This is a genomic window from Priestia sp. LL-8, assembly GCF_036227845.1.
Taxonomy (GTDB): Bacteria; Bacillota; Bacilli; order Bacillales; family Bacillaceae_H; genus Priestia; species Priestia zanthoxyli.
The window spans coordinates 813,764-838,041 of the sequence record NZ_JAZAQH010000001.1 but is presented as its reverse complement, the minus strand read 5'-3'; the positions used below and the strand labels follow the sequence as shown (position 1 = coordinate 838,041).

25 protein-coding genes and 1 riboswitch are annotated in these 24,278 nt (G+C 37.0%); of the genes, 11 read left to right on the top strand and 14 right to left on the bottom strand.

Annotated features, from left to right (window positions below; translation table 11 throughout):
* Window positions 1-164: 164 nt before the first annotated feature.
* From U9R83_RS04360 to pdxR, 3 genes are all read right to left on the bottom strand, one after another.
* The gene (locus tag U9R83_RS04360) at window positions 165-797 is read right to left on the bottom strand and encodes a fumarylacetoacetate hydrolase family protein (RefSeq protein WP_115653119.1); all 633 of its coding nucleotides are present in this window, start codon (window positions 795-797) and stop codon (window positions 165-167) included.
* A 99-nt stretch (window positions 798-896) separates the two neighbouring features.
* On the bottom strand, window positions 897-1,832 hold the full coding sequence (mmuM, locus tag U9R83_RS04355; RefSeq protein WP_243548804.1) for a homocysteine S-methyltransferase: 936 nt from the start codon (window positions 1,830-1,832) through the stop codon (window positions 897-899).
* A 134-nt stretch (window positions 1,833-1,966) separates the two neighbouring features.
* Window positions 1,967-3,328, bottom strand: coding sequence for a MocR-like pyridoxine biosynthesis transcription factor PdxR (gene pdxR / locus U9R83_RS04350; protein ID WP_243548802.1), 1,362 nt, complete (start codon window positions 3,326-3,328; stop codon window positions 1,967-1,969).
* Between the two features lie 147 nt (window positions 3,329-3,475).
* Here pdxR and U9R83_RS04345 point away from each other — a divergent pair, with 147 nt between their 5' ends.
* Both U9R83_RS04345 and U9R83_RS04340 read left to right on the top strand, forming a co-directional pair.
* Window positions 3,476-3,946 (top strand): GNAT family N-acetyltransferase, encoded by a 471-nt coding sequence (locus U9R83_RS04345; protein WP_014461449.1) that lies wholly within the window; start codon window positions 3,476-3,478, stop codon window positions 3,944-3,946.
* 229 nt (window positions 3,947-4,175) lie between these two features.
* Window positions 4,176-4,376, top strand: coding sequence for a YolD-like family protein (locus U9R83_RS04340; RefSeq protein ID WP_074893948.1), 201 nt, complete (start codon window positions 4,176-4,178; stop codon window positions 4,374-4,376).
* Between the two features lie 76 nt (window positions 4,377-4,452).
* Here U9R83_RS04340 and U9R83_RS04335 read toward each other — a convergent pair whose 3' ends face one another.
* Complete coding sequence (locus U9R83_RS04335) at window positions 4,453-6,381, bottom strand: LTA synthase family protein (RefSeq protein ID WP_226700936.1); 1,929 nt, start codon at window positions 6,379-6,381, stop codon at window positions 4,453-4,455.
* A gap of 393 nt (window positions 6,382-6,774) precedes the next feature.
* On the opposite strand from U9R83_RS04335, the gene U9R83_RS04330 reads away from it, so the two are divergent.
* The 6 genes from U9R83_RS04330 (at window position 6,775) to U9R83_RS04305 (ending at window position 9,914) form a co-directional block, all read left to right on the top strand.
* Window positions 6,775-6,957, top strand: a complete 183-nt coding sequence (locus U9R83_RS04330) for a YolD-like family protein (protein WP_013081871.1) — start codon at window positions 6,775-6,777, stop codon at window positions 6,955-6,957.
* 149 nt (window positions 6,958-7,106) lie between these two features.
* Window positions 7,107-7,325 (top strand): helix-turn-helix transcriptional regulator, encoded by a 219-nt coding sequence (locus tag U9R83_RS04325; protein ID WP_013081870.1) that lies wholly within the window; start codon window positions 7,107-7,109, stop codon window positions 7,323-7,325.
* Window positions 7,315-7,785, top strand: coding sequence for an MFS transporter (locus tag U9R83_RS04320; protein WP_182421355.1), 471 nt, complete (start codon window positions 7,315-7,317; stop codon window positions 7,783-7,785). Before U9R83_RS04325 ends, U9R83_RS04320 begins: the two co-directional genes overlap by 11 nt.
* A 214-nt stretch (window positions 7,786-7,999) precedes the next feature.
* Window positions 8,000-8,425 carry a hypothetical protein gene (locus U9R83_RS04315; RefSeq protein ID WP_014461453.1) on the top strand — a complete coding sequence of 142 codons (426 nt, stop codon included), beginning with the start codon at window positions 8,000-8,002 and terminating at the stop codon, window positions 8,423-8,425.
* A 12-nt stretch (window positions 8,426-8,437) separates the two neighbouring features.
* The gene (locus U9R83_RS04310; protein WP_115653115.1) at window positions 8,438-9,361 is read left to right on the top strand and encodes an FAD:protein FMN transferase; all 924 of its coding nucleotides are present in this window, start codon (window positions 8,438-8,440) and stop codon (window positions 9,359-9,361) included.
* Window positions 9,336-9,914 (top strand): ferric reductase-like transmembrane domain-containing protein, encoded by a 579-nt coding sequence (locus U9R83_RS04305; RefSeq protein WP_226556124.1) that lies wholly within the window; start codon window positions 9,336-9,338, stop codon window positions 9,912-9,914. The genes U9R83_RS04310 and U9R83_RS04305 overlap by 26 nt, the downstream gene beginning before the upstream one ends.
* A gap of 32 nt (window positions 9,915-9,946) precedes the next feature.
* On the opposite strand, the gene gdh is transcribed toward U9R83_RS04305, so the two are convergent.
* The 4 genes from gdh to U9R83_RS04285 form a co-directional block, all read right to left on the bottom strand.
* Window positions 9,947-10,732, bottom strand: a complete 786-nt coding sequence (gdh, locus tag U9R83_RS04300) for a glucose 1-dehydrogenase (protein ID WP_014461456.1) — start codon at window positions 10,730-10,732, stop codon at window positions 9,947-9,949.
* Window positions 10,733-10,749: 17 nt separating this feature from the next.
* The gene (locus U9R83_RS04295) at window positions 10,750-11,610 is read right to left on the bottom strand and encodes a RhaT/GlcU family sugar-proton symporter (protein ID WP_014461457.1); all 861 of its coding nucleotides are present in this window, start codon (window positions 11,608-11,610) and stop codon (window positions 10,750-10,752) included.
* A gap of 219 nt (window positions 11,611-11,829) precedes the next feature.
* Window positions 11,830-12,516 (bottom strand): response regulator, encoded by a 687-nt coding sequence (locus U9R83_RS04290; protein ID WP_014461458.1) that lies wholly within the window; start codon window positions 12,514-12,516, stop codon window positions 11,830-11,832.
* 12 nt (window positions 12,517-12,528) lie between these two features.
* Window positions 12,529-14,097, bottom strand: a complete 1,569-nt coding sequence (locus tag U9R83_RS04285) for an ATP-binding protein (RefSeq protein WP_226556125.1) — start codon at window positions 14,095-14,097, stop codon at window positions 12,529-12,531.
* Window positions 14,098-14,205: 108 nt separating this feature from the next.
* Here U9R83_RS04285 and U9R83_RS04280 point away from each other — a divergent pair, with 108 nt between their 5' ends.
* A complete protein-coding gene (locus tag U9R83_RS04280; RefSeq protein WP_014461460.1) occupies window positions 14,206-15,264 on the top strand; it encodes a DctP family TRAP transporter solute-binding subunit in 1,059 nt (352 codons plus the stop codon).
* A gap of 147 nt (window positions 15,265-15,411) precedes the next feature.
* Window positions 15,412-16,680 (top strand): dicarboxylate/amino acid:cation symporter, encoded by a 1,269-nt coding sequence (locus tag U9R83_RS04275; RefSeq protein WP_014461461.1) that lies wholly within the window; start codon window positions 15,412-15,414, stop codon window positions 16,678-16,680.
* Between the two features lie 36 nt (window positions 16,681-16,716).
* Here U9R83_RS04275 and U9R83_RS04270 read toward each other — a convergent pair whose 3' ends face one another.
* Window positions 16,717-17,382: a TerC family protein gene (locus U9R83_RS04270; protein WP_014461462.1), complete on the bottom strand. Its 666-nt coding sequence runs from the start codon at window positions 17,380-17,382 to the stop codon at window positions 16,717-16,719.
* Window positions 17,383-17,758: 376 nt separating this feature from the next.
* Here U9R83_RS04270 and U9R83_RS04265 point away from each other — a divergent pair, with 376 nt between their 5' ends.
* On the top strand, window positions 17,759-17,941 hold the full coding sequence (locus U9R83_RS04265) for a YolD-like family protein (RefSeq protein ID WP_013081858.1): 183 nt from the start codon (window positions 17,759-17,761) through the stop codon (window positions 17,939-17,941).
* A 79-nt stretch (window positions 17,942-18,020) separates the two neighbouring features.
* On the opposite strand, the gene bioA is transcribed toward U9R83_RS04265, so the two are convergent.
* From bioA to U9R83_RS04240, 5 genes are all read right to left on the bottom strand, one after another.
* Window positions 18,021-19,394: an adenosylmethionine--8-amino-7-oxononanoate transaminase gene (bioA, locus tag U9R83_RS04260; RefSeq protein ID WP_182421360.1), complete on the bottom strand. Its 1,374-nt coding sequence runs from the start codon at window positions 19,392-19,394 to the stop codon at window positions 18,021-18,023.
* Entirely contained in the window at window positions 19,375-20,097 is a 723-nt protein-coding gene (gene bioD, locus U9R83_RS04255) for a dethiobiotin synthase (RefSeq protein WP_014461465.1), read from the bottom strand. Before bioD ends, bioA begins: the two co-directional genes overlap by 20 nt.
* A gap of 32 nt (window positions 20,098-20,129) precedes the next feature.
* Complete coding sequence (locus tag U9R83_RS04250; protein ID WP_014461466.1) at window positions 20,130-20,693, bottom strand: biotin transporter BioY; 564 nt, start codon at window positions 20,691-20,693, stop codon at window positions 20,130-20,132.
* 137 nt (window positions 20,694-20,830) lie between these two features.
* Complete coding sequence (locus U9R83_RS04245; RefSeq protein WP_013055535.1) at window positions 20,831-22,267, bottom strand: amino acid permease; 1,437 nt, start codon at window positions 22,265-22,267, stop codon at window positions 20,831-20,833.
* A gap of 314 nt (window positions 22,268-22,581) precedes the next feature.
* The gene (locus U9R83_RS04240; RefSeq protein WP_013055534.1) at window positions 22,582-23,775 is read right to left on the bottom strand and encodes a NupC/NupG family nucleoside CNT transporter; all 1,194 of its coding nucleotides are present in this window, start codon (window positions 23,773-23,775) and stop codon (window positions 22,582-22,584) included.
* A gap of 138 nt (window positions 23,776-23,913) precedes the next feature.
* A riboswitch (purine riboswitch) is annotated at window positions 23,914-24,015 on the bottom strand.
* Window positions 24,016-24,278 lie beyond the last annotated feature (263 nt).

The window sequence follows — 24,278 nt, the reverse complement described above, 5'->3', positions numbered from 1 at the left end:
GATAAAAACAGCTTTCCCATTGGTTATTAAATTCATTCCTAAGCCTACATTCACCATCGCAATAAAAAATCCGAACAGGTTGGATTCTCTATCAAGAACCTCGATTCACCGTTCGGATTTTCCTTCAATTAAAACTACAAACTACTTTTTCTCAGCCTCTTTTTTTAACGAAAGGAAATGATGCAAGAACCAAGCTCTTGCTCTCCCCATTTAAGTGAAAGATGATCCTGATGTGAAAGCGGACCTACTCCTTCAGGTGTACCTGTAAAAATAAGATCTCCTTTATCAAGACCAAAATGTTTTCCTGTAAAATCAATAATCGTTTGTAAATCAAAAATCAAATCTTTGATATTTCCCAGCTGCACGCGTTTATTGTTTTTCACTAACGAAAAGTCTTTCTCCTTAGATGCTTCTACTCCTTCAAACGGCAGAAATTTTCCCACGACCGCTGAATGTTTAAATCCTTTTGCAAGCAGCCAAGGGTGCTTTTTTTGTTTTAATTCGCTCTGTACATCTCGAAGCGTCAAGTCTAATCCAATCGTCATCTCGTCAACAAGTTCATCCACTGCTATGCCTTCTTTGTAAGATTGTCCAATATGAAGAATCAGTTCGGTTTCAAAGTGCACCTCTCCTTGGTCGCTAGGAAGAGTGATTGATTGTCCAGCTGCTTCAACGAGAGCGTGAGTAGGTTTGGAAAATAAAAAAGGTGATGTTGGAATATCATTATGTAATTCTTTTGCATGCAGTGCGTAGTTTCGGCCTACACAATAAATATTTTTAATATCTTTCACTTTCATCATCCCTTCTTTCGTTAAAATAAACCCTTTTCAACTTTTCTTCTTTTATTTTACAAGAAGAAAAGAAGATTACAATGAATCTTCTTTTCTTTCAATCCGTTATTTTCTAGCCCATTTTGTAATGCCTTTAATATCATCTGGAGTTGTGCGACAGCACCCTCCAATTAACTGAGCTCCTGCTTCATACCAGCTGTGAGCGCTGCACCCGTAGGTTTCACCCGCAGATGTTCCGTTCCATGTTTTAGATTCAGCGTCATAATGCTCCCCTGAATTTGGATACACAATGACTGGCTTATCCGTTTGAGATTTAATTTCTTTAATAAGTGAAGAAATATATTGAGGCGGTGTACAGTTAACTCCAAGAGCCGCTATTTGCTCATAAGAATTCAGATAGCGGGCACACTCCGAGATTAATGTTCCGCTGCTAATGTGCAGGTCATCTTTTGCGCTGAACGTAATCCATGCGTACGCTCCTTCAAATTCTTCTAGCAGCCTCGCAATGGCTCTTGCTTCTATTACATTAGGAATGGTTTCACAAGCTAATACGTCCGCTCCAGCTTCAATTAATGCTTTCATACGAGGACGATGAAATTCCATTAACTCTTCTTCTGTTACGTCATACTGTCCAGTATATTCCGATCCGTTTGCTAAAAATGCTCCGTAAGGACCTACCGAAGCAGCAACAATTGGTTTTGGACGATTAAGACGATTCTCTTCTTGCTGCCAAAATTCATCTCTTGCTTCAGCCGCAATTTTTACAGATGCTTGAATTAGCTCGCGAGCCTCTGCTTCACTCAAGCCACGTTTAGCAAAACCTTCAAATGTGCTTTGATAACTTGCTGTAATTGCACAGTCAGCTCCGGCTGCAAAGTAGTCTTGGTGCACTCTCTTAATCTGTTCGGGCTGCTCCATCAACACTTTTGCAGACCATAAGCTGTCATTTAAATCACAGCCATATCTTTCAAGTTCAGTTGCCATTGCACCATCTAGTACAATCACAGGGAATGTATGTAAAATTTGTTGGATAGGATTCATTGTTTAATCTAGGGTTGTCCACTAGCAGTTAGCTTCGATTACCCTATCCTCCTTTCAGATAATTTAAAATATATGCAAAAAAGTCTAAAGGACTAGGCAACTTTTGTCAAGAAACCGAAAAAATGAGCATGGATTTATAACCAAGCTTTTTTTAATCGTTTTATTCCTTCTTCTATTTCTTCTCTCCCCAAACTTCCAAAGCCTAACAAAATATGAGGCTTTTGCTGGAGTGATTCTGTAAGCCAATAACGAGAGGTGCCGTAGACGGAGACATCTTGCTTTCGAGCTGCGTTAATTAATTGCTGTTCGTTCATATCGTTGCGCACGCGTACAAGTATATGTAAACCTGCAAATTCACCTGATATCGTAATGTTTTCATTAAACTCTTTCTGTAAAGCTGCTAAAAGAGTACCGTGTTTCAGTTGATAAGCAGTTCTCACTCTTCTTAAATGCTTATTCCACTCTCCATTTTTCATTATCAGCCCGAGCGTCTGTTGATGGAGAGTTGGAACAGCTTGCTCGTATAAAGAGAAACGTTCATGATATTCTTTTAGAAGAACTTCAGGTAATACAAGATAGCTGATTCTTAAAGAAGGCATAAAAGATTTTGAAAATGTACCTGTATAAATGACGCGCCCCTTAGTGTCTAAGCTTTGCAATGAAGGGATGGGAGAGCCTTTATAACGAAATTCTCCATCATAATCATCTTCAATAACAAATCCATTGCAGTCATTCGCCCATTTAAGAAGCTCTATTCTTCTTGAAACAGGCATGATCATTCCATATGGAAACTGATGAGATGGTGTAACATAAACAGCTCGTGCTTGGCTATCATAAAGCTCTTGAATGTTTATGCCTTTGTTATTAAGCGACACGGGCTTTAAGGAAAATCCATGCTGCTTAAATACAAAGCTAGCCCCGTCATAACAAGGATTTTCAAAGGCAATATCTCTGATGCTTTGCTTTAACATCTGCGCTAATAAACTGAGTGATTGCTGCGTACCTGCTCCAATAATAATTTGATGTTTTGAACAAGCCACTCCTCTTGACTGATAAAGGTACGTCGCAATTTCTTCACGCAGTGATTCTTCTCCTTGACTTTCTTGGTACGTGAACAAAGCTTCTCTATAAGTTTGAAGACTTTCATTGTATCGTTTTTTCCACTCATTCAAGGGAAACAAACGGCTATCAACTTTTCCATACCGAAAATCATAGGTACACGACTTTGTTTCTGAGTGAGGGTGTAAAAATACAGTCGGCTTTCTATCTGTTTGCAGTAAATCAAACTGTGTATTCGTTACGTACAGTCCACTTTTGGGCCTGCTTTCTACATACCCTTCAGCTAAAAGCTGCTGATAGGCCATATCTACAGTATTTCGACTTACGTTTAAGTAATCAGCAAGAGACCGGATAGAAGGCAGTTTGTCATTCACTTCTACCCTGCTGGATACAATTTCTTTTTTTATATATTCATATAGCTGGTGATATAAAGGCATATCATTCCTTCGGTTTAATAAAGGTGTGAACTTCACGCTAGCTCCTTTCATCTGTCCCTGTTTTATTTTTCAAATCTGGCTCTTTTAGAGGGGATACATTTCTTTTACTATAAGTGTAGATCATCTAATTAAAAAGGAGAAGATTTAATGACTACTATTACAATTCGTCAAGCTAATGCTGCTGACATGGAAGCACTTATTTCATTAATGAACGAATACATTGTTGGTTTTTACAAGCGCCCTCAGCCTGCCAAAAAACAGCTGAGAAATTTAATTGATCACTTGTTTCAACGTCCCGATACTGGCGTTCAGTTTATCGCGACTCAAAATGACGAGGCAGTAGGTTTTTCAACGCTTTATTTTACATTTAGCACCACGCGTGTAAAGCCTGTAGCGATTTTAAATGACTTGTACGTTACTGAAAAAGCAAGAGGTCAAAAAATTGGGGAAAAGTTATTTTCGATTAGTCACCAGTATACAAAAGAACATCAGTATGCAGCTATGTCTTGGGAAACGGCTTATGATAATACAAGAGCCCAAATGCTTTACAGAAAGATGGGCGGAAATGTAACGAACGATGAGTGGATTCACTACGACATTTCAAACGATATTTTATAATATTTTTCCATCCATAAAGTTTTAACATGTTCTTAATACTCCTTTCATAAATGTGTTTTATGATGAATACGACAAATAAATCAGTTTCTGTATGTATTTGTCACATTCTCTGTTAAAGTTTTCACAAAGTGTTCAAACTTTTAGTGAAAACGCTTTCTATTTTTGTGTATAATAAAAATATGCAAATGAAAATGAATGTTACAGCTCGTTAATCATACACATTTTAAATATGGAAGGAGTTTTGAAAATGATTTTAAAAGCATTAAGAAAAAACGGGGCCGTTACAATTAACTATTATAAAAACGGTTTGCTTCAAACATTTAAAGGAAAAGTACAGCGCTTAGATTTAACAGACCAAACGCTTTCATTAAAAGATGAACAGCAAAATACTTTCTCTATTCGCTTATCGGGAATTAAAGAAATTTATTGATGAATAGTTTACAGTAAAAAAGAACATGATGCTCATTCTGCTTTGCAGAAGTCATCATGTTCTTTTGATTTTAGCTTTATTTAGCTGATGTTTCTGTTTCTTCTTTCCCGTACATATATTTCGAAGGGTCGACTGTTTGGAAATCCTTCAGCTTGTGGAAACGAAGTAAGTCTCCATAAAGCACTTGATCAGATAACTCTAGTTCTTTCGCTACCTTCTGTTTATAAGCCTTCATTTGATTATTTTCTTTAAGCGTTTGGCCCGTCTTAGAATCATAATACGTTCCATCCACTAATGTATACTTCGGAGATACGTAGTTGCCATTACGGAATGCCACTACATCATCATGATTTTTAGAAAATAAATCTGTACCAAATTGGATAAATTCTTTGCTGTCAATCCCTACTAAATGAAGAAGAGTTGGCACAACGTCAATTTCTCCACCGTACGTATGATTAACTCCACCTTTTACTCCAGGAACGTGAATGAATAGAGGTACACGCTGCAGCTGAGCATTTTCATAAGGCGTAATTTCTTTGCCCATTACTTTTTCCATTGCCGCATTATGATTTTCAGAAATACCGTAGTGATCTCCATAAATCATAATCACAGAATTATCATAAAGCCCAGAGGCTTTCAGTTCTTGGAAGAAAGATTGCAATGATTCGTCTAAATAACGAGCCGTTTGGAAATAACGGTCAACTGTTGCATCCCCCGTGTTAGCCGGCTGTATGCTTGCCTCATTGTTTCCAAGTAAAAATGGAAAATGGTTTGTTAACGTAATTAAATGCGCATAGAACGGCTGTGGTAAAGACTGCAGCATTGGAACAGATTCTTTAAAGAACGGTTTGTCTTTTAAGCCATAATTAATTTTATTTTCACCCGTCATATTGTAATAACTTGCATCAAAAAACTTATCTACACCGAACTGCTTGTAAATTTCGTTACGGTTCCAAAACGTCTTATAGTCTCCGTGCAGCACAGCGCTCGTATAGCCAGCTTTTTGATCTAAAATAGCTGGTGCTGCCTGATACGTATTGCTTCCTTTCAGCACAAAGGCAGAACCTTGAGGAAGGCCGTATAGAGAGTTGTCCATCATTAGTTCAGCATCTGATGTTTTTCCTTGTCCTGTTTGATGAAAGAAGTTATCAAAATACGTAAAGTCATTTCCATGGGCCAACGAATTTAAGAACGGTGTCACTTCCTGGCCATTTAATTTGTAATCAATTAAAAAAGATTGAAATGATTCCAAATGGATTTTAATAATATTTTTCCCTTTAGCTTTTCCAAAATAAACGGGGTTAGGTTCCGCATAGTGACTATTTTTAAAATTAACGACGTTCGTTAAATCATTGCTGCTTGCAAATGCTCGCTGTTTAGAGTTTTGAGCAGTCTGAACACCATCATACATCGTATAATTATAGGCGCCTAAATACTTTACTAAATAATTGCGGTCAAAAGTTCGAGATAGAAGCTGCGGGCGATCAATTTCTGCTAATGTTAAGTTGACAGAAAAAACCATGAATCCTAAAGAAAGAATGGTTACAGCATTTTTAACCGATACTTTTTCATTATTCCAGTCAATTTTTTTACTAAAAAAGAAGAAAAAATAAATAATAAAATCAGTAAAATAAAAAACATCATGTGCTTTTAATAAATCCATAATGCTTCCGCCCATACTTCCTGCATTACTTGTCTGCAACAGTGTGGGAAGCGTTACAAAATCGTTAAAAAAACGATAATAGAGAATGTTACTGTACAACAGCAGCGTCATAATGAAACTGCCTGCAAGAATCCAAGCTCCTGCTTTCTTTCCTTTAAAAAATAAGCCGATTCCTAAAAAAATCAGCACTGAACTTACAGGGTTTATGAACAGCAGCATTTGCTGCATTACGCCGCTTACGCCTAAGTTAAATTCAGTTTTATAAGCCACGTACGACTTTATCCACATTAAAACAGCGGCTAATATGAAATAGTGCAGCGGCTTAGAAACGATTCGCTTCATTTTGATTTTCCTTTCTCGATTAGTTTATGAGTAGATTCACAAAGAACATATAGAAAACCTTTATCATTATACTCATAGAAAATGAAAATTAAATGAAATCCTAGCCTTCACAACTATAGATAGATTCTTTAAATTCATCTACTAGTTTACCTAATACCCACAAATAAATAAACTAAAATCACCTTTTTTATCATAAAACCCCTCCTCCCCTCATATACTGTATTCTGTTGCAACACCCGTACTGCAAACTTGTGCATTTTTTCACAATTTATCTACAAACTATTCTCATCTTGCTGTATAATAATAATTCTGCCTTGAGCATTCTCCAAATTCGTATGCTTAAGCCACAGCTTTCTTTTCATAACAGATGCACACATGAAAGGAGATGAATAAATGATTTTAAAAGCGTTAAAGAAAAACAAACATGTAACCGTGAATTATTACGAAAATGGCCTGCTTCAAACCTTCAAAGGAAAAATCCAAAATTTAAACCTAACCGACCAAACCCTCTCCCTACGAGATGAAAAACAAAACATTTTTTCCATTCGTTTGTCTGGCATTAAAGAAATTTATTAACAAAAAAGATCCTGAAGAATTCTTCTAGGATCTTTTTTTGTATTTTTTATCCATTACTTATTGAAAAATCATCCAATTGATGTTAAATTAACTTTACATAATGTTAAATCAACTTAACAAATTTATTAAAAAGGCAGCGGGTGATCATATTGACTCTTATTAATCACGTAAAAGAGCTTAGAGCTAAACATGGATATACGCAAGGAGATTTAGCTGAAAAAGTTGGAGCCACTCGCCAAACCATTGCAGCTATTGAAAAGGGAAATTACGTTCCCTCCCTACTACTTGGTTTAACAATTTGTGATGTCTTTCAATTAAAAATGGAAGATGTTTTTACACTTCAAAAGGAGGAGAAAAATGTTGAGTAATGTTATTAAATCTTATTTGTTGAATGTAGTGTCTCTGTTGTGCGTAGGTTGGTTTTTATACGATTTTTTAAGCCTAAATATTCAATTTAGTGAAGTTATGACCACCCCTGAACCCCCGTGGGAAATTACTATGTCTATAGGCTCTTTTGCTTCTTTAATTGTGCTTTTAATCGTCTCATTTTTTTACTACCGCGCGCGTAAAAAGACGAAGAACGTGTCGCCTTTATTGTTCCCTTTTGAATTTGCAGAAGAAGATGAACGTGAAAAGATGATAACAGCAGAAGCTTGTAAAAAAGCCTTTGTTTTTCTCCTATTTTCTATTCCTATAGGTGCTATCTTAATCGCTTTTTATCCGCTGTTACCAAATTCTTTTAGCTTCTATCCCATTGCCGTTCTTTTGCTTCTTTCTCTTGTACAGTTAACGGTTTATTACGTATCAATTAGTAAAATTTATCGCTGAATAAAAAAGGTTTGTTCTAAAAAGAACAAACCTTTTTTATTCTAATAGTTCACTTCATTCCTCATAAAAATAATCCACCCTACATCTATTTCACTATTTTTTCATTTTTTCTGTCTATATTGAACTATAACAATTGAACGATGTATGTTACCTTCCACTGCAATTTTTCTTCAGTGTTCAGTTGCAAAATATGAAAGATAAAAGGAGCATATCAATGGCAGCTAATAAATGGACAAAATGGATGGTTGGTTTATCGAGCGTTGCTGCATTTACAACATTTGTAGGGCTTTCTCAAAAATATGATCAAACAAATTCAACAGCTACAGCAATAAATAACGATACATCAGCCAATCATTCATCTCAAACTCAAACGGAAGATGAGACGGACCTATTTCCAGATTCAGGATCAAACTCCAATACAGAAAACGGAACCAACGGGCAAGATCAATGGTCAAATGATAACTCTAATGAACAGGGCGATCAATGGTCGGATGATAATTCAAACAGTCAAGAGGACCGATGGGGGAATGACGACGATTCGAGTAGCCAGCAAGATCAGTGGTCAAACAATGATTCCACAAATGGTCAGGATAATTGGGGCAATAATGATGATTCTTCTATGCAAACAAGACCTTCTTAAGGATGTGAAGACATGAGCTACTCATTTAAAGCGATGAATACCACATTTAATGTATATCAGCTTGAAACGCCTGTCAGCAAAAAAGTAGAGAGCTGGTGTTATCTTGTAGAAGAAACGCTAAGCCGCTTTCTTTCAACAAGCGAGCTTTCACAGCTTAATTCGCTGAACGGAAGATTATTTTTACCGTCAAAAATGCTGTATGAAGCTGTAAAAGCAGCCTATTACTATTACAATGAGACAAATGGAATTTTCAATCCATTTCTGTATCATCCGATTCAAACTCTAGGATATGACCAAAGCTTTGAGCAGTTGCCTACCGATCAGCTTCCTCAAAAAGTAGCAGCTTTTGATGCTGTCAACCCTATTATGATTCATAAAGGAATGAGAAGTATTCAGCTTGCTTCTAATGTCGGTCTTGATTTAGGGGGAATCGCAAAAGGTTGGAGCATTCAGCAAATGGCCAATCAATTAAAGAAAAAAGGAACTTCACTAGGAGCAATCGATGGAGGCGGAGATATTGTAACGTGGGGGCCTGCTAGCAAGCACTGGTCCATTTCTCTCTCTCATCCATTTGATGCATCAAAAAACCTCACGACCATTAAAGTAAAGAGCAACAGCGGTATTGCCACAAGCAGTGTAGGCAAGCGTTCGTGGAAAGTGAACGGACACACTCACCATCATATTATTGACGGCAGAAATAGCAAGCCTAGTTCATCAGAGCTTCTGCAAGTAACGGTCGTTTCTGAAGACTTGACCGTTTCTGAAGTCTATGCAAAGTGCATACTTATTCTCGGCTGGGACGCTGGATTAAAGTTAGCTAAAAGGCATCACCCTTCTTTAGAAGTAATTGCGGTTACGAAAGAAGGCAACGTACTAATCGAAAAACATGTGAAAGGTCAGGTATACCATTATGGCTACTCTCCTCGCGCAATTTAGTGCTCATTTTCCCGTATGGAACACCATTCGGGCAGCCGGCTTAACTTCTTATTTACTAATGTTTGTATCAGTTGCCGCTGGCATTTCTCACAGTTTTTCGTTTTTTAAACCAAAACGAAAAAAGCAGCTTTTGCTGGTTCATCAATCATCAGGGTGGTTCGGGTTATTGTTTGGCATGATTCACGGACTTGTTTTATCATTTGATCAATCTGTTCATTTTTCACTTTCTGACATTTTAATTCCGTTCACTTCCGATTACAAACCAATTAGCACAGGTCTTGGTACTATTTCGCTCTACATTTTATTTGTACTAATTATTACATCCGACTTTATAAAACAGCTTGGGAGAAAAACATGGAAAGCCATTCATTTTCTTGCTTTTCCAGGCTATTTACTGGCACTGTATCACGGCATTACTTCTGGAACAGATACACAGCACCCCCTTGTTCTTGGGATGTACAGCATCACTGGCGTTATCGTTTTAATCTTGCTTTTCTTACGAATTCAACACCAGTCAGCTCCTAAGAACCAAAAAAAAGCTCAGGAAAACTAAAAAACGCACTCTATCATAGAGTGCGTTTTTTCTTATCCGCGTCCTGCTTGGAATGATGGGTACTGTGTCATACCGCCGTCAGCAAAGAGCGTAATTCCTGTTACATAACTCGCCTCTGAAGAAGCTAGCCATGCAGCAACCGCTGCAATTTCTTCCGGCTCTCCGATGTATCCCATTGGAATCATGCTTTCTACATCTGCACGCTGCTCAGGATCAGCAAATTTCTCAGCGTTAATCGGTGTATTAATCGCTCCCGGTCCAATGTTATTTACACGAATACCTTTTGGAGCGTATTCTAATGCCAGTGTTTCAGTCATGAGCTTCATACCGCCTTTACTTGCTGCATAATGAACAAATAATGGCCAAGGAATTTTCTCGTGAACACTCGACATGTTAATAACTGTTCCCTTAATATCATTTTCAACAAAATATTTAATCGCTTCACGGCTGCCTAAGAAAGCTCCCGTTAAGTTCGTATCAATTACTTTATTCCAATCGCTTAAAGACATTTCATGAGATGAAACCGGATTTTCTAGTCCTGCGTTGTTAATCATAACGTCTAACTTTCCAAATTCTTTAATTGCAGATTGAACTAAATTGATTACGTCAGACTCAACTGTTACGTCACCTTTAACGGCAATAGCCTCTCCGCCAACTTTTTTAATTTCTTCTAAAACGCTGTTAGCTTCGTCTTCTTTAGAACGATAATTCACAACTACTTTGGCTTTTTCTGTTGCAAAACGAATCGCCATTGCTTTTCCTAAACCGGTAGATGAACCTGTGATGACAACTACTTTTCCTTCTAAATCTTTATACATTGTTAATACCCTCCTAGTTAGCTTTTGGCGAGCCCTAACATGACTCCTGCTATGATGATCAGTATAATTCCAATAATAATCCCAACTAACTGACGCTTCGTTTTCTTCTCACCTAAAATAATGATTCCGCCTAATGTTGAAATGACGATTCCCATTTGGGAAAGCGAAAAGCTTGTCGCTACGCCTACTTTAGGTTGTGAGATGAATAAAAACATATTACCAGCGGCCCAAATAAGACCTGGGATAATGTTGCGAATTGCATATTTATTAAATGGCTTATGCTTAAACGTCAGCAATACTCCCCCAATAACCATACCAATTGCTTGAGGTAATAAAGCCGACCATCCGTCTACATTAAATAGACGGGCTACTACAACATAAACTAAATAACCCACGGTTGAAATTAATAAAATAACAATTCCTTTTTTGAAGTTTCCTTTTCCTTCTTCAGCCTCTTTCTCTTCTTTGCTTTGAAGTGATGTTAAAATAATCCCTACAATAATAAAGATAAGAGCGAGCACACCAAGAATGATTGAAGTTTTTGTAGACCACTCGTGAAACACAATTACTCCAAATAATGAAGTGGAAACTAACTGAAGCCCAGTTGAAATAGGCATCGTTTTAGAAACTCCAATTAAATCAATACTTTTCAGCTGATTACTTTGTCCAACTGCCCAAAATAACCCGGATACAACTCCAACGCCAAAGATTAAAGGTGTAAGGGTAGGGTGTACAAAAATATAAATACCGATGGAGAAAATCAAAGCTCCCAATGTGGTTCCAAGCGTTTGACTATAAGGTCCTCCGCCTAGTTTCACATTGAAAAGCACAATGCTTCCCCAAAATATGGCTGGTAAGACGGCTAAAAATATGTCCATGTTTCAAAACCTTCCTGTGCTAAAATTAAATGTCAAAGTGCATATTCCCCGATTTTTCCGCCATTAATCCTTTTTCAGGGACATTTTATGAATTAATGACCGCACGAAATATTCTTTGGATAGCGAAAACTGTATACCTTAATTTGTTCTAGGAGAGAAAAAGATATACTTTCTAACGCAAAAAAACAGCTTTTCCAAATAAAAGCTGTTCTGTATGATTTAATTTATTTTTAACATATAGCGATTAATAGGTCTCCCCACTCTGCCGTATTCAACTGATAATTTCAGCTCGTTTTCCTGTTCCAAAAACTCTAAATACCTTCTTGCTGTAACACGCGCAATTCCTACACCGTCCGCCACTTCTTCAGCAGAAATTGGATGATTTTGTTCTGAAAGATATTGTTGTATCCTCCTTAACGTAACTGCATTTAGCCCTTTTGGAAGCAAATCGGCTTTTTCTTCGAATTGCTGAAACAGCATAGAATCTAATTCAGACTGAGTAATATGTTCTTTTTGACTTATTTTAACTTGAAAAGAACGATACTGCTCAAGCGCTTGCTTCATTCGCTCAAACTTGAACGGCTTCATAATATAATCCACCGCGCCGTATTGAAGAACTTTCCGTACCGTTTCAATATCGCTTGCAGCCGTAACTGCAATGACATCTGTTTTATAGCCATTTGCTCGAATTTGCTGTAAGGTGGTTAAACCATCTTGACTAGGCATATACATATCAATGATTGTTAAATCAGGCTGATGCTGTTTAATGAGCTGTATACCCTCTAAACCATTCGAAGCTGCAGCGATAACGGTGAACCCTTCAACTTGTTCAATAAATTGGCGGTTCACTTCTTGTACCATAGGATCGTCTTCTATTAGAAGCACCGTCCATTCTTTTTTATTCATTTCCCACTCCCCCTATAAAAAGAATGTAATGATAAAAGTCGTTCCAACACCTACTTCTGACTCTACTTCAATCTGACCGTTTCCTTTTTCAACAATTTGTTTTACTAAATGCAGACCAATTCCTCTATTTTCCTTTGCTTTGGTTGAAAATCCTTCATCAAAGATTCTCTCTACTTGATCCTCATTCATGCCACATCCGTTATCTTCAACTAATATAGAAAGAATGCCTTCATCTTGTTCCATACTTATATAGATCTTCCGTTCACGACGCTCTATATGCTGATACGAATCAAAAGCATTCTCAATTAAGTTACCAATAATAATCACAAAATCATGATGATCTAAGTATGGAGGAAATGAGTGAAGCTCGCTGTGGCGATCGATAGCTAACTCAATTCCAAGTTCTTTGGCACGGCTGACTTTACTCAACAGTAATCCCGATATACTTTCATCTTTAATATGCTTATGAAGAAATTGCGTGAGCTCTTCTTGCTGTTCAGACACTTGAAAAACGTACTGAAGAGCCTTGTCTTTATTTCCAAGCTGGATAAGCCCTGCAATCGTATGAAGTTTATTCATGTATTCATGGTTTTGAACTCTAAGAGCGCTTACAAATGATTTAACTCCTGTTAACTCTTCGGCTAATTTTTTAACTTCTGTTCTGTCTTGAAAAATAGCGACCGCACCGACTGTGTGATTATTAACCTTAATCGGCACACGATTGCTTAAAATATTCAAATTCCGAACTTGAAGCTCTCGATTATAAACAGGCTGATTAAGCTTCAGAATTTCTGGAAGCCTTGTATCTGGAATCACATCATAGATCTTTTTTCCAATTACCTCATCGGGTACATCCATCATAACTTTCGCTTTATGATTAAAAATAGTGATGTTCTCCTCTTTATCAATGGCAATGACTCCTTCATGCATGGCATTAAAAGTCTCCGTTCGTTCTACGAACAAACGAGCAATTTCATGAGGTTCAAGCTCAAACATCTCTTTTTTAATACGAGATGCAAGAGCCCACGCTCCCCATCCTCCAAAAAAAAGAGCAAGACCTGAGATAAGAAAAATTTCTTTTTTTAAACTTAAAATAACCTCTGTAAATTTCGGAAGAAGATAGCCTGAGACAACGACTCCTACTTGTTCATGCTGATCGTTTACAACGGGCACAAAAGAGCGAATGACCATTCCGCCTTCTCCTTTTGCTTTATCAGTATAGGTATGTTCTGCAAAAGCCTGGCCCTCATCCTCTCCTTTAGAAATTTTCCCAATCATGCTTTGCAAAGGGTGAGACAAACGTTCGTGATTCATGTTCATAACCACTACATAATAAGCACCGTGAATAATGCGAATCGGCTCTACAATTTGATTAATGTTCTTGCTATCTTTTTCAATTTTTTCTCGAATTTCAGGCATTTCAGCAACTGTTCTCGAAGTGATCAAAGCCCTTTGCTCTAAATCATTTTCTTTTGACTGCACAAAATTATTAATCACGACAATACTTGCTAAAAACAACGAAAAGACCACGATAAAAAAGATTAACCCCGTCATTTTCGTTTGCATCGATAAGCGCATCATAGCGGAACACCTACTGCTGATTGAAGTTTATTTTAATTTTACCACGTTGAGAAATTGCGTGTTAGAATATTTGTAGAGAAAAATTATTGAATCGCGGGGTTGGACATTTTGAAGATGTTTATAGGGGCAAGCATCATTGTTAGCGTTTTCTTGATGATCTATGTTTTTTTGCAGTATACGGTTATAAATCAGGATAATGTGTATCATGATGATGAGCAAAAAGGATTAAATAAGCAAATTGTGATTAATTTTAGCCACGTTGTAGCTGAAAACACTCCTAAAGGCTTAGCCGCTCAAAAATTTGCTGAAATCGTTAATCAAAAATCGGATGGCAAAGTTAAAATTGAAGTATATTCAAACGGTGTATTATATTCAGACGACGAAGAACTTGCCGCCCTTCGCCGAAATGATGTACAAATGATTGCGCCTTCCATTTCAAAGCTAAGTGACCTCTCCCCTACGTGGCAACTTTTTGATCTTCCCTTCATTTTCGATGGTTACAGCGAGGCAAAACAAGTGTTTACCGGAAAAATCGGACAGGATTTGTTAAGTACGCTGCAAGAGAAAAACATTAAAGGGCTTGCTTTATGGAGCAACGGATTTAAACAAATGACTAGCAATACGAAACCTTTGCTCCATCCAGCAGATTTTCAAGGTCAAACGTTTCGGATTATGCCGAGTGAAGTAATCAAAAAACAATTCGAACTTCTTGGCGCTAAGCCTCAGGCTGTCTCGTTTAATAAAGTATATCAATCCCTTGAACGACAGGAATTTGATGGACAGGAAAATACGATTTCTAATATTTATTCAAAACGTTTGTACGAGCTGCAAAAATATATGACCATCAGCAACCATGGATACTTGGGCTATGCTGTTTTAATGGATCAAAAATATTGGGACAGCCTCCCTGAAGATGTAAAACAACTATTAAGTGATGCAATGGTAGAGACAACTAACTGGATTTGGACTCAATCAAAAATGATGAACGATGAACAGCTGCAGCACATAAAAAATAAATCTGGCATGCGCGTTTATTACTTAAATGATACACAGAAAGCCGAATGGAAAAAGCAGTTCAACTCTCTTTATCAATCGTTTGAAGCCAATGCAACAAAACAAACGCTTGATATCATTCAGCAAATAAAAAATATCGAAAGCAAAAAGTGATGACTATATGTTCATCACTTTTTTTTGACCAAAATGACCAAAAAGAACATTATCACCAGAAATATAAATAGTTAAAATTATCAGTTAATATAAGGATAAGAATAATGTAAGCGTTAACAAAAAACATTCTCGAAAGGAGTATTACATATGAAATTAAGTTTTAAAAACCTAACTGTTCAAGTTGTCATTGGTATCCTTCTTGGTATTGCAATTGGCTTCATGTTTCCTGAATTTGGAGCTAAATTAAAAGTATTGGCTGATATCTTCATTAAACTAATTAAGATGGTGATTGCCCCAATCATTTTCTTAACAGTGGTCATCGGTATCGGAAGCATGGGAGATTTAAAGAAAGTGGGACGAATTGGAGGTAAAGCTCTTTTATACTTTGAGATTGTCACTACTTTTGCCTTAGCAATTGGAATTATTGTTGTAAACTTTATCAAACCTGGGGCTGGCTTTAATATCAATGGCGCAAGCGGAGCTGATGTTACTCAATATACGCAGCAAGCAGCTGAAGCGGAGCATGGCTTTATGGAGTTTATCATGGGAATTATTCCAGACAGCGTATTTGGCGCAATGGCAAATGGTGAATTATTGCCAATCTTATTCTTCGCCGTACTATTTGGGATGGCTACAGCTACACTCGGCGAAAAAGCGGCTCCTGTCATTACATTCTTTGAACGCTGTACAGATATTTTCTTTGGCATTGTTAATATGATTATGAAACTTTCACCTATTGCGGCGTTCGGAGCGATGGCTTATACGATCGGTAACTTTGGAATAGGCTCTCTTCAAAAACTCGGTTTCTTAATGGGATCTGTTTACATTACTATGTTCTTATTTATTGTATTTGTACTTGGAAGCATTGCTAAGATTTATGGATTTAATATTTTTAAATTCATTGCTTTTATTAAAGAAGAAATTCTTCTTGTATTAGGTACATCTTCTTCGGAATCTGCACTGCCAAAAATGATGGACAAAATGGAGAAGTACGGATGTTCAAAATCTGTAGTAGGACTTGTCATTCCAACTGGTTACTCATTTAACCTAGATGGAACAGCAATCTACTTATCCATGGCTGCTATCTTTATCGCTCAAGCGTATGGAGTCGACCTGTCGTTAATGCAAGAGATTACGCTACTTGGTATTTTAATGCTAACGTCTAAAGGAGCTGCCGGAGTTACTGGCTCTGGATTTATTACACTAGCCGCTACGCTTGCTGCGTTCCCGATGATTCCAGTTGAAGGAATCGCGTTGTTAATTGGGGTAGACCGCTTCATGTCGGAAGCTCGTGCCATTACAAACTTAATTGGAAATGGTGTAGCAACTGTAGTTGTATCAAAAATGGAAAATGAATTTCATCCTCCTGTAGAGACGATACAAGACGTTAATTCCGCACCTCCATTAGCTAAGTAATAAAAAAAGACCCCCTCACAGGGGTCTTTTTTATTATTAATGCGTTTCTTTTTTAGAACGTCCGCTAAGTTTCCCAACAACAACAACTAAAATAGCTAACAAAATAGGAACAATCGTATGCAAATGCGGATTTAATCCTTCTAATATATGTCCTACCGCTTTGTCTTTAAAGATCATTTCACCAGCAGTATAGCCAAGAAGCGCTGCTCCGGCAATGATGATAATCGGGAATTTTTCCATGATTTTCATTAAAAGCTGACTTCCCCAAATGATTAACGGAATGCTGATAACAAGACCAAGGATAATGAGTAGAATATTGCCGTTAGCCGCACCCGCAACCGCTACTACGTTATCTAAACTCATAACAAGATCCGCTATAATAATTGTTTTAATAGCACCTGCTAGAGTTGAATTCGCTTTAATATCTCCGTCATCTTCACCTTTTAAAAGACTAATCGCAATCCATAGAAGCAGCAGGCCTCCAATGAAATTTAAAAATGGAATTGTTAATAAATATACAGCGACAAACGTTAGCCCTACACGTAATACAACCGCTCCTAATGTACCGAAAACAACCGCTTTGTTTCGATGCTCGTCCGGAAGATTCCGACAAGCTAAAGCAATCACGACTGCGTTATCGCCACTCAGTACAATGTTAATTAGTAAAATTTCTAAAAGATTTAAAATAAAACTCTGATCCATAAAAAAACTCCTTGATTGATTTTTATTAGTCTATTTCTCTATCTCTTATTTCATTACTAGAAATAGAGAACTAAAACTCTATCAATATAACCCGTTCTTACCCTTTAATGAAAAGAAGTAGTTATTTCACTAACAGTATTTTATCACTAAAAAGAACTTTGAAATAGGTATTTGTAAAGGAAAAGTCAGTTCATTACAATAAATCAAACCTTATTCTTTATCTTTCATCTGTTTTTCACCATCATCCTCTACTATTAGTAGCAGGAGAGCATTTATAAAAAACAGAGTAATTTTTATAAATAATACAAGCCTCCAATGCTTCTTCATTATTTTGTAGTTTTTCGTCAGCTACGATATAAGAAGGGAGAAAATAGGTATGATTTTAAAAGCATTAAAAACGAATAAATTACTAACTATTAACTATCAAAACAACGGTTTTGTTCAAACGGTCAAAGGTTATATTCAAAACTTAAACTTGCTCGAACAAACTCTTCTATTAAAAGATGAAAATCAGCATGTGCGATCACTTCGACTATCAAGTATTAAAAACATTTATTGATTGAAAAAAGATCCGAACGATTCATCGTTCGGATCTTTTTTCAATTAAATAAAATATTTTTGTCTGACCCTCTTTTTATTTAGCTCACTGTATAGCGTGCGATTACTTCTTTAATCGATTCATATACAATTTCAACCATTGTTTTTAATTCTTCGTCTGTCATTGAAAGAATAGGCATCATCGTAATCACAGGACCTAGCTCTCTAATAATTAAACCTTTTTGGCGAGCCGCTAAAATAATGTCTCCCATCACTTTTTTATCTTCAAAAATAGACTTTGTTTGGCGGTCTTTCACAACTTCGATTCCTGCCATTAATCCTCTTTGTCTAATGTCTCCCACGTTAGGCAGTTCATAAAGCTTTAATAGATAACGTTTAAAAACTTTTTCCTTTTCTTTTACACTACGGATTAACTCCCTTTCTTCTATCAGTTCAATATTTCTAAGCGCTACTGTACAGGCCAATTGATTTCCCGTATACGTATGTCCATGGAAGAAGGTTTTATTTTCATCTGGATGAGCTAAAAAAGCATTAAATATCTGTTCGCTTGTTAACGTAGCAGCAAGCGGCATATACCCTCCTGTTATCCCTTTTCCTACACACATAATGTCCGGTACAACATCTTCTTGTTCACATGCAAACAGCGTTCCTGTTCGTCCAAATCCAACGGCTACTTCGTCACAAATCAGCAATACCCCGTACGCTTTGCACAGACGCTCTACTTGTTTTAAAAAACCGGGAGGATGTGTAATAATACCCGCTGCTCCTTGTACAAGCGGTTCAATAATCAAACCGGCTACTTCTTCTCCTTTGTTCTGCAAGAGCTTCTCTAGCTGGTGAATACAGTAAGCTGAAGCTTGCTCTTCCGTTTCTAACTCGTCCATACGGTAAGTATAAGGTGAAGGTGTGGGAATTCGTTCAAACAGCAAAGGCTTAAAGATGCGATGAAATAAATCCATGCCTCCTACACTGACTGCCCCAATTGTATCTCCATGATATGCCTCATTCAATGAGATAAATTTACTTTTGTTTTTGTACTTTACAGAGTCGAGATTTTGCCAATATTGATAGGCAATTTTCAACGCAATTTCGACAGCGGCGGAACCTGTATCGGAGTAGAAGACTTTCGATAAGCTGCCAGGAGTAATTTCCGCTAGCTTTTTGGCTAACAAAATGGATGGAACGTTTGCGGATCCAAGCAGCGTAGAATGCGCTAATTTTTCCACTTGTATATGTAAAGCTGTATTTAATTCCGGATCATTATGTCCATGCACGTTCACCCATAGAGAAGCATATCCGTCTAAATATTTGTTTCCCTCTACATCATATAAATAGCTTCCTTCTCCCCTTTCAATAATAAGAGGACTCGATTGACGGTAAGCTTTCATTTGTGTAAACGGATGCCATACGTATTCTTTATCCCATTTCTCCAGCTCAGCTTTTTGATACGGCACAGTCAAACACCTCCTGAATATGTTGAATAACACTTTTTTGCCTCATCATTTTCTCAATATATACATCTAACTCTTCATCGATATGTGTGAATACTGGAACGGTCATTAAAGATGATAGTTGAAGCAGCTTTTCAATTGTTCGAACATTATCGTTATGAATGATACTGCTGTGATTAAAACGATTAAAAATCAGCCCTTTGATTTTAAGCTGATGCTCACTTGCATATGAAAAGGTAGAAAGCGCATCGTGAATAGCTCCTAATCCTGTTGTTCCAACAGCAATAACCGGCATTTGTGCATCTATGACCAAATCTTTAGTCATATAAAACGCTGTTTCCTCTTCAATTAAAGGGACGGCAAGGCCTCCCGCTCCTTCCACGAGTACTATGTCAAATTCCTTTTTTAATTCATCAATGCGTTTTAAGACGATTGAAGGCTCTACCTTCCTGTTGCTCAGTGCAATAGCCAAATGAGGCGACGTCTCCGGCTTTAACTGATAAATACCTGTATTTGCTACTCCTATCTTCGTTTCAAACCAGTGAATATCCGGATAACCTCCAATTTCTTCTTGGTAGCCGGTTTGAAACGGCTTACAAATTGTCGTTTTTATTCCTAGACGGCCAAGTATTTTATACAAAATACTTGTAACCAGGGTTTTTCCAATATCTGTTCCAGTTCCCGTAATAAAATACGCTTTGCCCATTTTCTTTTTTCTCCTTTTTTTCTATGTCTTAGTTACCCCGCTTTAACCCGCTTTGATGACAAACGGCTAAACTGAGGCTGCATTCGGTGAATCAGCACTGAACATAAAATACACAACAAAAGATCTCCAGGCATTGGCAAAACAGCTCCAAAAAGAAGTGTATCCCTCAGTGAAAGAGGCTTGTCAATTATCCATTTCATTGCTCCGTAAAGCCAGAAGCAGCCGACTGCATACACAATAGCTAACGTAGATAAATTAGCTGAAAAGATAGCAAAAGGTTTCCTTAAGTCATATTTTTGAATAAGGTAGCCGTTGATAAATGCACCTGCAGCATAGCCAATTAAATAGCCAAACGTTGGTTTGAAAATATACCCTAAACCTCCTCCTTCTGCAAAAACCGGAACACCAATTAACCCAATACCTATGTAGCATAGCTGACTATACAAACCTAAACGCGGACCTAGCAGCGCACCGGCTAAATAAACAGGAACAATTTGAAGAGTAAACGGTATGTAGGGAATAGGAATTTTTATAAATGCACCGATCGCCGTTAAAGCTGCAAATAAAGACACATACGCAATTGTCTTCGGTTTCATATTCACCCTCCTTTCTCTTTTCGCTGCTTTAAGTTTGCAATAATTTCTTTTTATTTGTCAACTTAATTTTATTTTAAGTTTACAAATAAACAATAAAAAAAGACGCAAAAACCTGGGCTTTTGCGTCTTTTTGATTTTTATAAAATTACTTTTTTGTCGTCTTTAAGCTGCACTTCTTGACGGCTAATAGATAAATCAACTTTCTTTTTTACACGTGCATGATAATAAGCATAAAACAGCAGCGCTAGTGGAATACCGACATACAGTGCCATTCGCTGTTCTGCATCAAATGCCATGCTTCCCAATACGATTGTATTTAATACTAATGCGATTAAAGGTAATACCGGGTAAAGAGGGACTTTAAATTTTAAATCCTCGATTTGCCCTCCTTGATTTATATATCTTTTTCTAAATGCAAGCAGTGATGCAGCAATCGTAATCCAGCCGATTTGTGCACCTAAACCCGCTGCAGAAATGAGCCATACAAATACTGTTTCTTGAGCAAAGAATCCTGAAAGTAGAGATAAAAGCGCAATGCCTAAAGTTAAAAGCAAGGCGTTCATCGGCACACCGCGTTTATTTACTTTCATGAAAGCTGAACTTGCCATGTTATCTTTTGACAATGAATACAGCATACGCGTTGCTGCATAAAGACCTGAGTTAGCTACAGATAACAGTGCCGTTAGGATAACAAAGTTCATAATATCTGCTGCATATGGAATACCAATTTGATCAAATACAACAACAAATGGACTCTCCACTACGCCTGCTTTTTCAAGCGGAATCATACCTGCTAAGACAGCTACAGCTAGTACAAAAAATACAAGCGTTCTCCATACTGTTTGTTTAATTGCTCTTGGTACAGTCTTGTCTGGGTTTTCACTTTCCCCAGCCGCTACACCAATAAGCTCCGTACCTTGGAATGAGAAGTTAACTGTAATCATGGTAATCAACACGGCACTAATTCCGTGAGGGAACACGCCGTGAGCCGTATAATTAGAGAAAAGCGGTGCGCTGTCTCCATTACTTAATGGAAGAAAACCAAACATAGCAGCTCCACCAAGCACGATAAATAAAATAATAGCTAACACTTTAATGCTCGCAAACCAAAACTCCGCTTCACCAAATGCTTTAGCTGACAGTGCATTTAATGAGAATAATAAAAGCGCAAATATAGCGCACCAGATCCATACAGGAGAATCAGGAAACCATCTTTGCATGAGCTGACCTGCTGATAAAAATTCTAATGCAACCGTTACAGCCCAGCCCAACCAATATAACCATCCAAAAGCGAAACCAACACCAGGGCCAATAAATTTTGTTGTATATGTCTGAAACGAACCGGAAACTGGCATTGCTACTGCAAGTTCCCCTAAGCAAAGCATTGTTAAGTACATAATGAAGCCACCTACAATAAACGAAAGGATAGCTCCAATCGCTCCTGCTTGGCTAATCGTGTATCCTGTTCCTAAAAAGAAACCTGTACCGATAACCCCGCCGAGCGAAATCATAAACAAATGTCTGCTTTTCATCGTCTTTTTTAATTCATTTGTTTGCTGTTGTCCTTCTATCATATTAACGACATTTCCTTTCAACCTATTTATTACGAGATATTACCTAGAAAAAAATTAATAAACCTTTGTTTTCTATGCATATTTACTTACATATTTATGCGGCGTTCTCAATTTAAATGAAACAGCCATTTGTAATCTTAACATAATGCTCACTAGATTTAAAATGTTTTTCTGAAAAAGTAAAATGAATTTTTCTTGAATAGTGTGATTTTCTTTTACTGTTGATATTCATAACCGTTTTTCTTTAAATGAATAGAGGATGCAACAAGAAAAAAGCTGTGCTTTCGTCTTCGAAAGCACAGCTTTTTCACTCTTTACCAAACAAACAATCCAACAATCATAGCACTTAATAAAGAAACAGCGATACCGCTCACAAGCAGTTTCCATACGTTTTTTCCAATAATCGTTGATTTACCTTCTGATAACGTAGAATTATACGTCCCATAAATCATACCAACCGTACTGAAGTTAGCAAAAGATGTTAAGAATGTTGTAGCAACTGCAATCGTATGCGGTGGAAGTGTATCTAGATTTTTCTTCAAATCCATCATTGCCACGAATTCATTTGTTGCTAGCTTGATACCCATCAGCTGAGCTACGTACATTGCATCATGTCCCGTTAGCCCTAGTAAGAATGCGAATGGACTAAAGATATAAGAGAAAATCTTTTGTACAGTCAAGCCGTCTACGATAACGCCTAAAATACCGTTAAGCGCAGATGTAAGAGCTACATATCCAATAACCATCGCTAAAATAACAATTACCATGTTCATTCCGACTAACATACTGTTTGAAATGGTAGAGAAAAAGTCTTTTTTCTCCGACTTTGGCGGTACGTAAATCATATCTTCTTCTTTTGTAACATGAACTGGATTCAATAAGCTGACTAAAATAAGCGCGTTTAAACAGTTCAGTGGAATTGCTGTAAACACGTACGTAGCGGGAACCATTGTTAAATAAGCACCGATAATAGATCCGCTAATACTGCTCATACTCATAATTCCAAACGTAAGCAAACGGTTGTCTTTTAACACAGAAAGTTGATTACGAATAACTGCTAATGCTTCCGTATTTCCTAAGAACATCATTTGAATAGCGAAAAAGCTTTCTAATTTAGGCAAACGAGAAACTTTCGAAATGACCCAGCCTACTTTATCAATAATCCACGTTAAAATACCAAAGTAAGATAAAATATCAAAGAACGTCACGACAAAGATTATAGGCAGTAATGCACTGAAGAAAAAGTCAACCGTTTCATTCCCCATTACGGATGGGAACGCAAAAGCAATTCCATCGTTAGCACAGGAAATCAGCCAAGTAAAGAACGAAGCAATTTTATTAATAATCCATGTTCCGATTGAAGTTCCTAACATAAACCAAGTAATGAGGACTTCAACGACCAACAGTGAAGCAATCGGACGCCACTTTATTTCTTTCTTTTTAGGAGAACATAAGAAGACGACACCCATTACTACAAAAACGCCTAATAAATTTAATAAAAAGTACATGCAAGCCACTCCCAGGTGTGTATTTGAAAAACAAAAAAAGCTCTTACTTTTCATAAATTCTGACAATAACAGAAAGTATGAAAAGTAAGAGCTTTGAAAGAAGGCTGTATCTATGATAATACGCCCTTCTTTTTGCTGCTTATATCCAAACTTTCTTGTAGTCTAGTTTTTTACGGTTACTAGGTAGAGACTATCAGACCATATTACTGATAATATACAAGATCGTAATCTTAGCTGTATTCAATTGATATGAACAAATTCTACCCTTTATTTTTTTAATAATCAACACTTTAAAAGTTTTTCGGAATAATAAAATTGGTATGAAAATTCTATTTATTTATCACTTCTTTTGAACTACCCATCGGAAAATTACACAAAAAAAGTGAATTTAATCATCCTTTTAACTCAATTATTTTCCTATTTTTGAAACAAAGAAATTGATTCTTTAATGAGTATGTTTAAATATCTACTTCGCTTTTCATTTAATTCCTCGAAAAAAATGT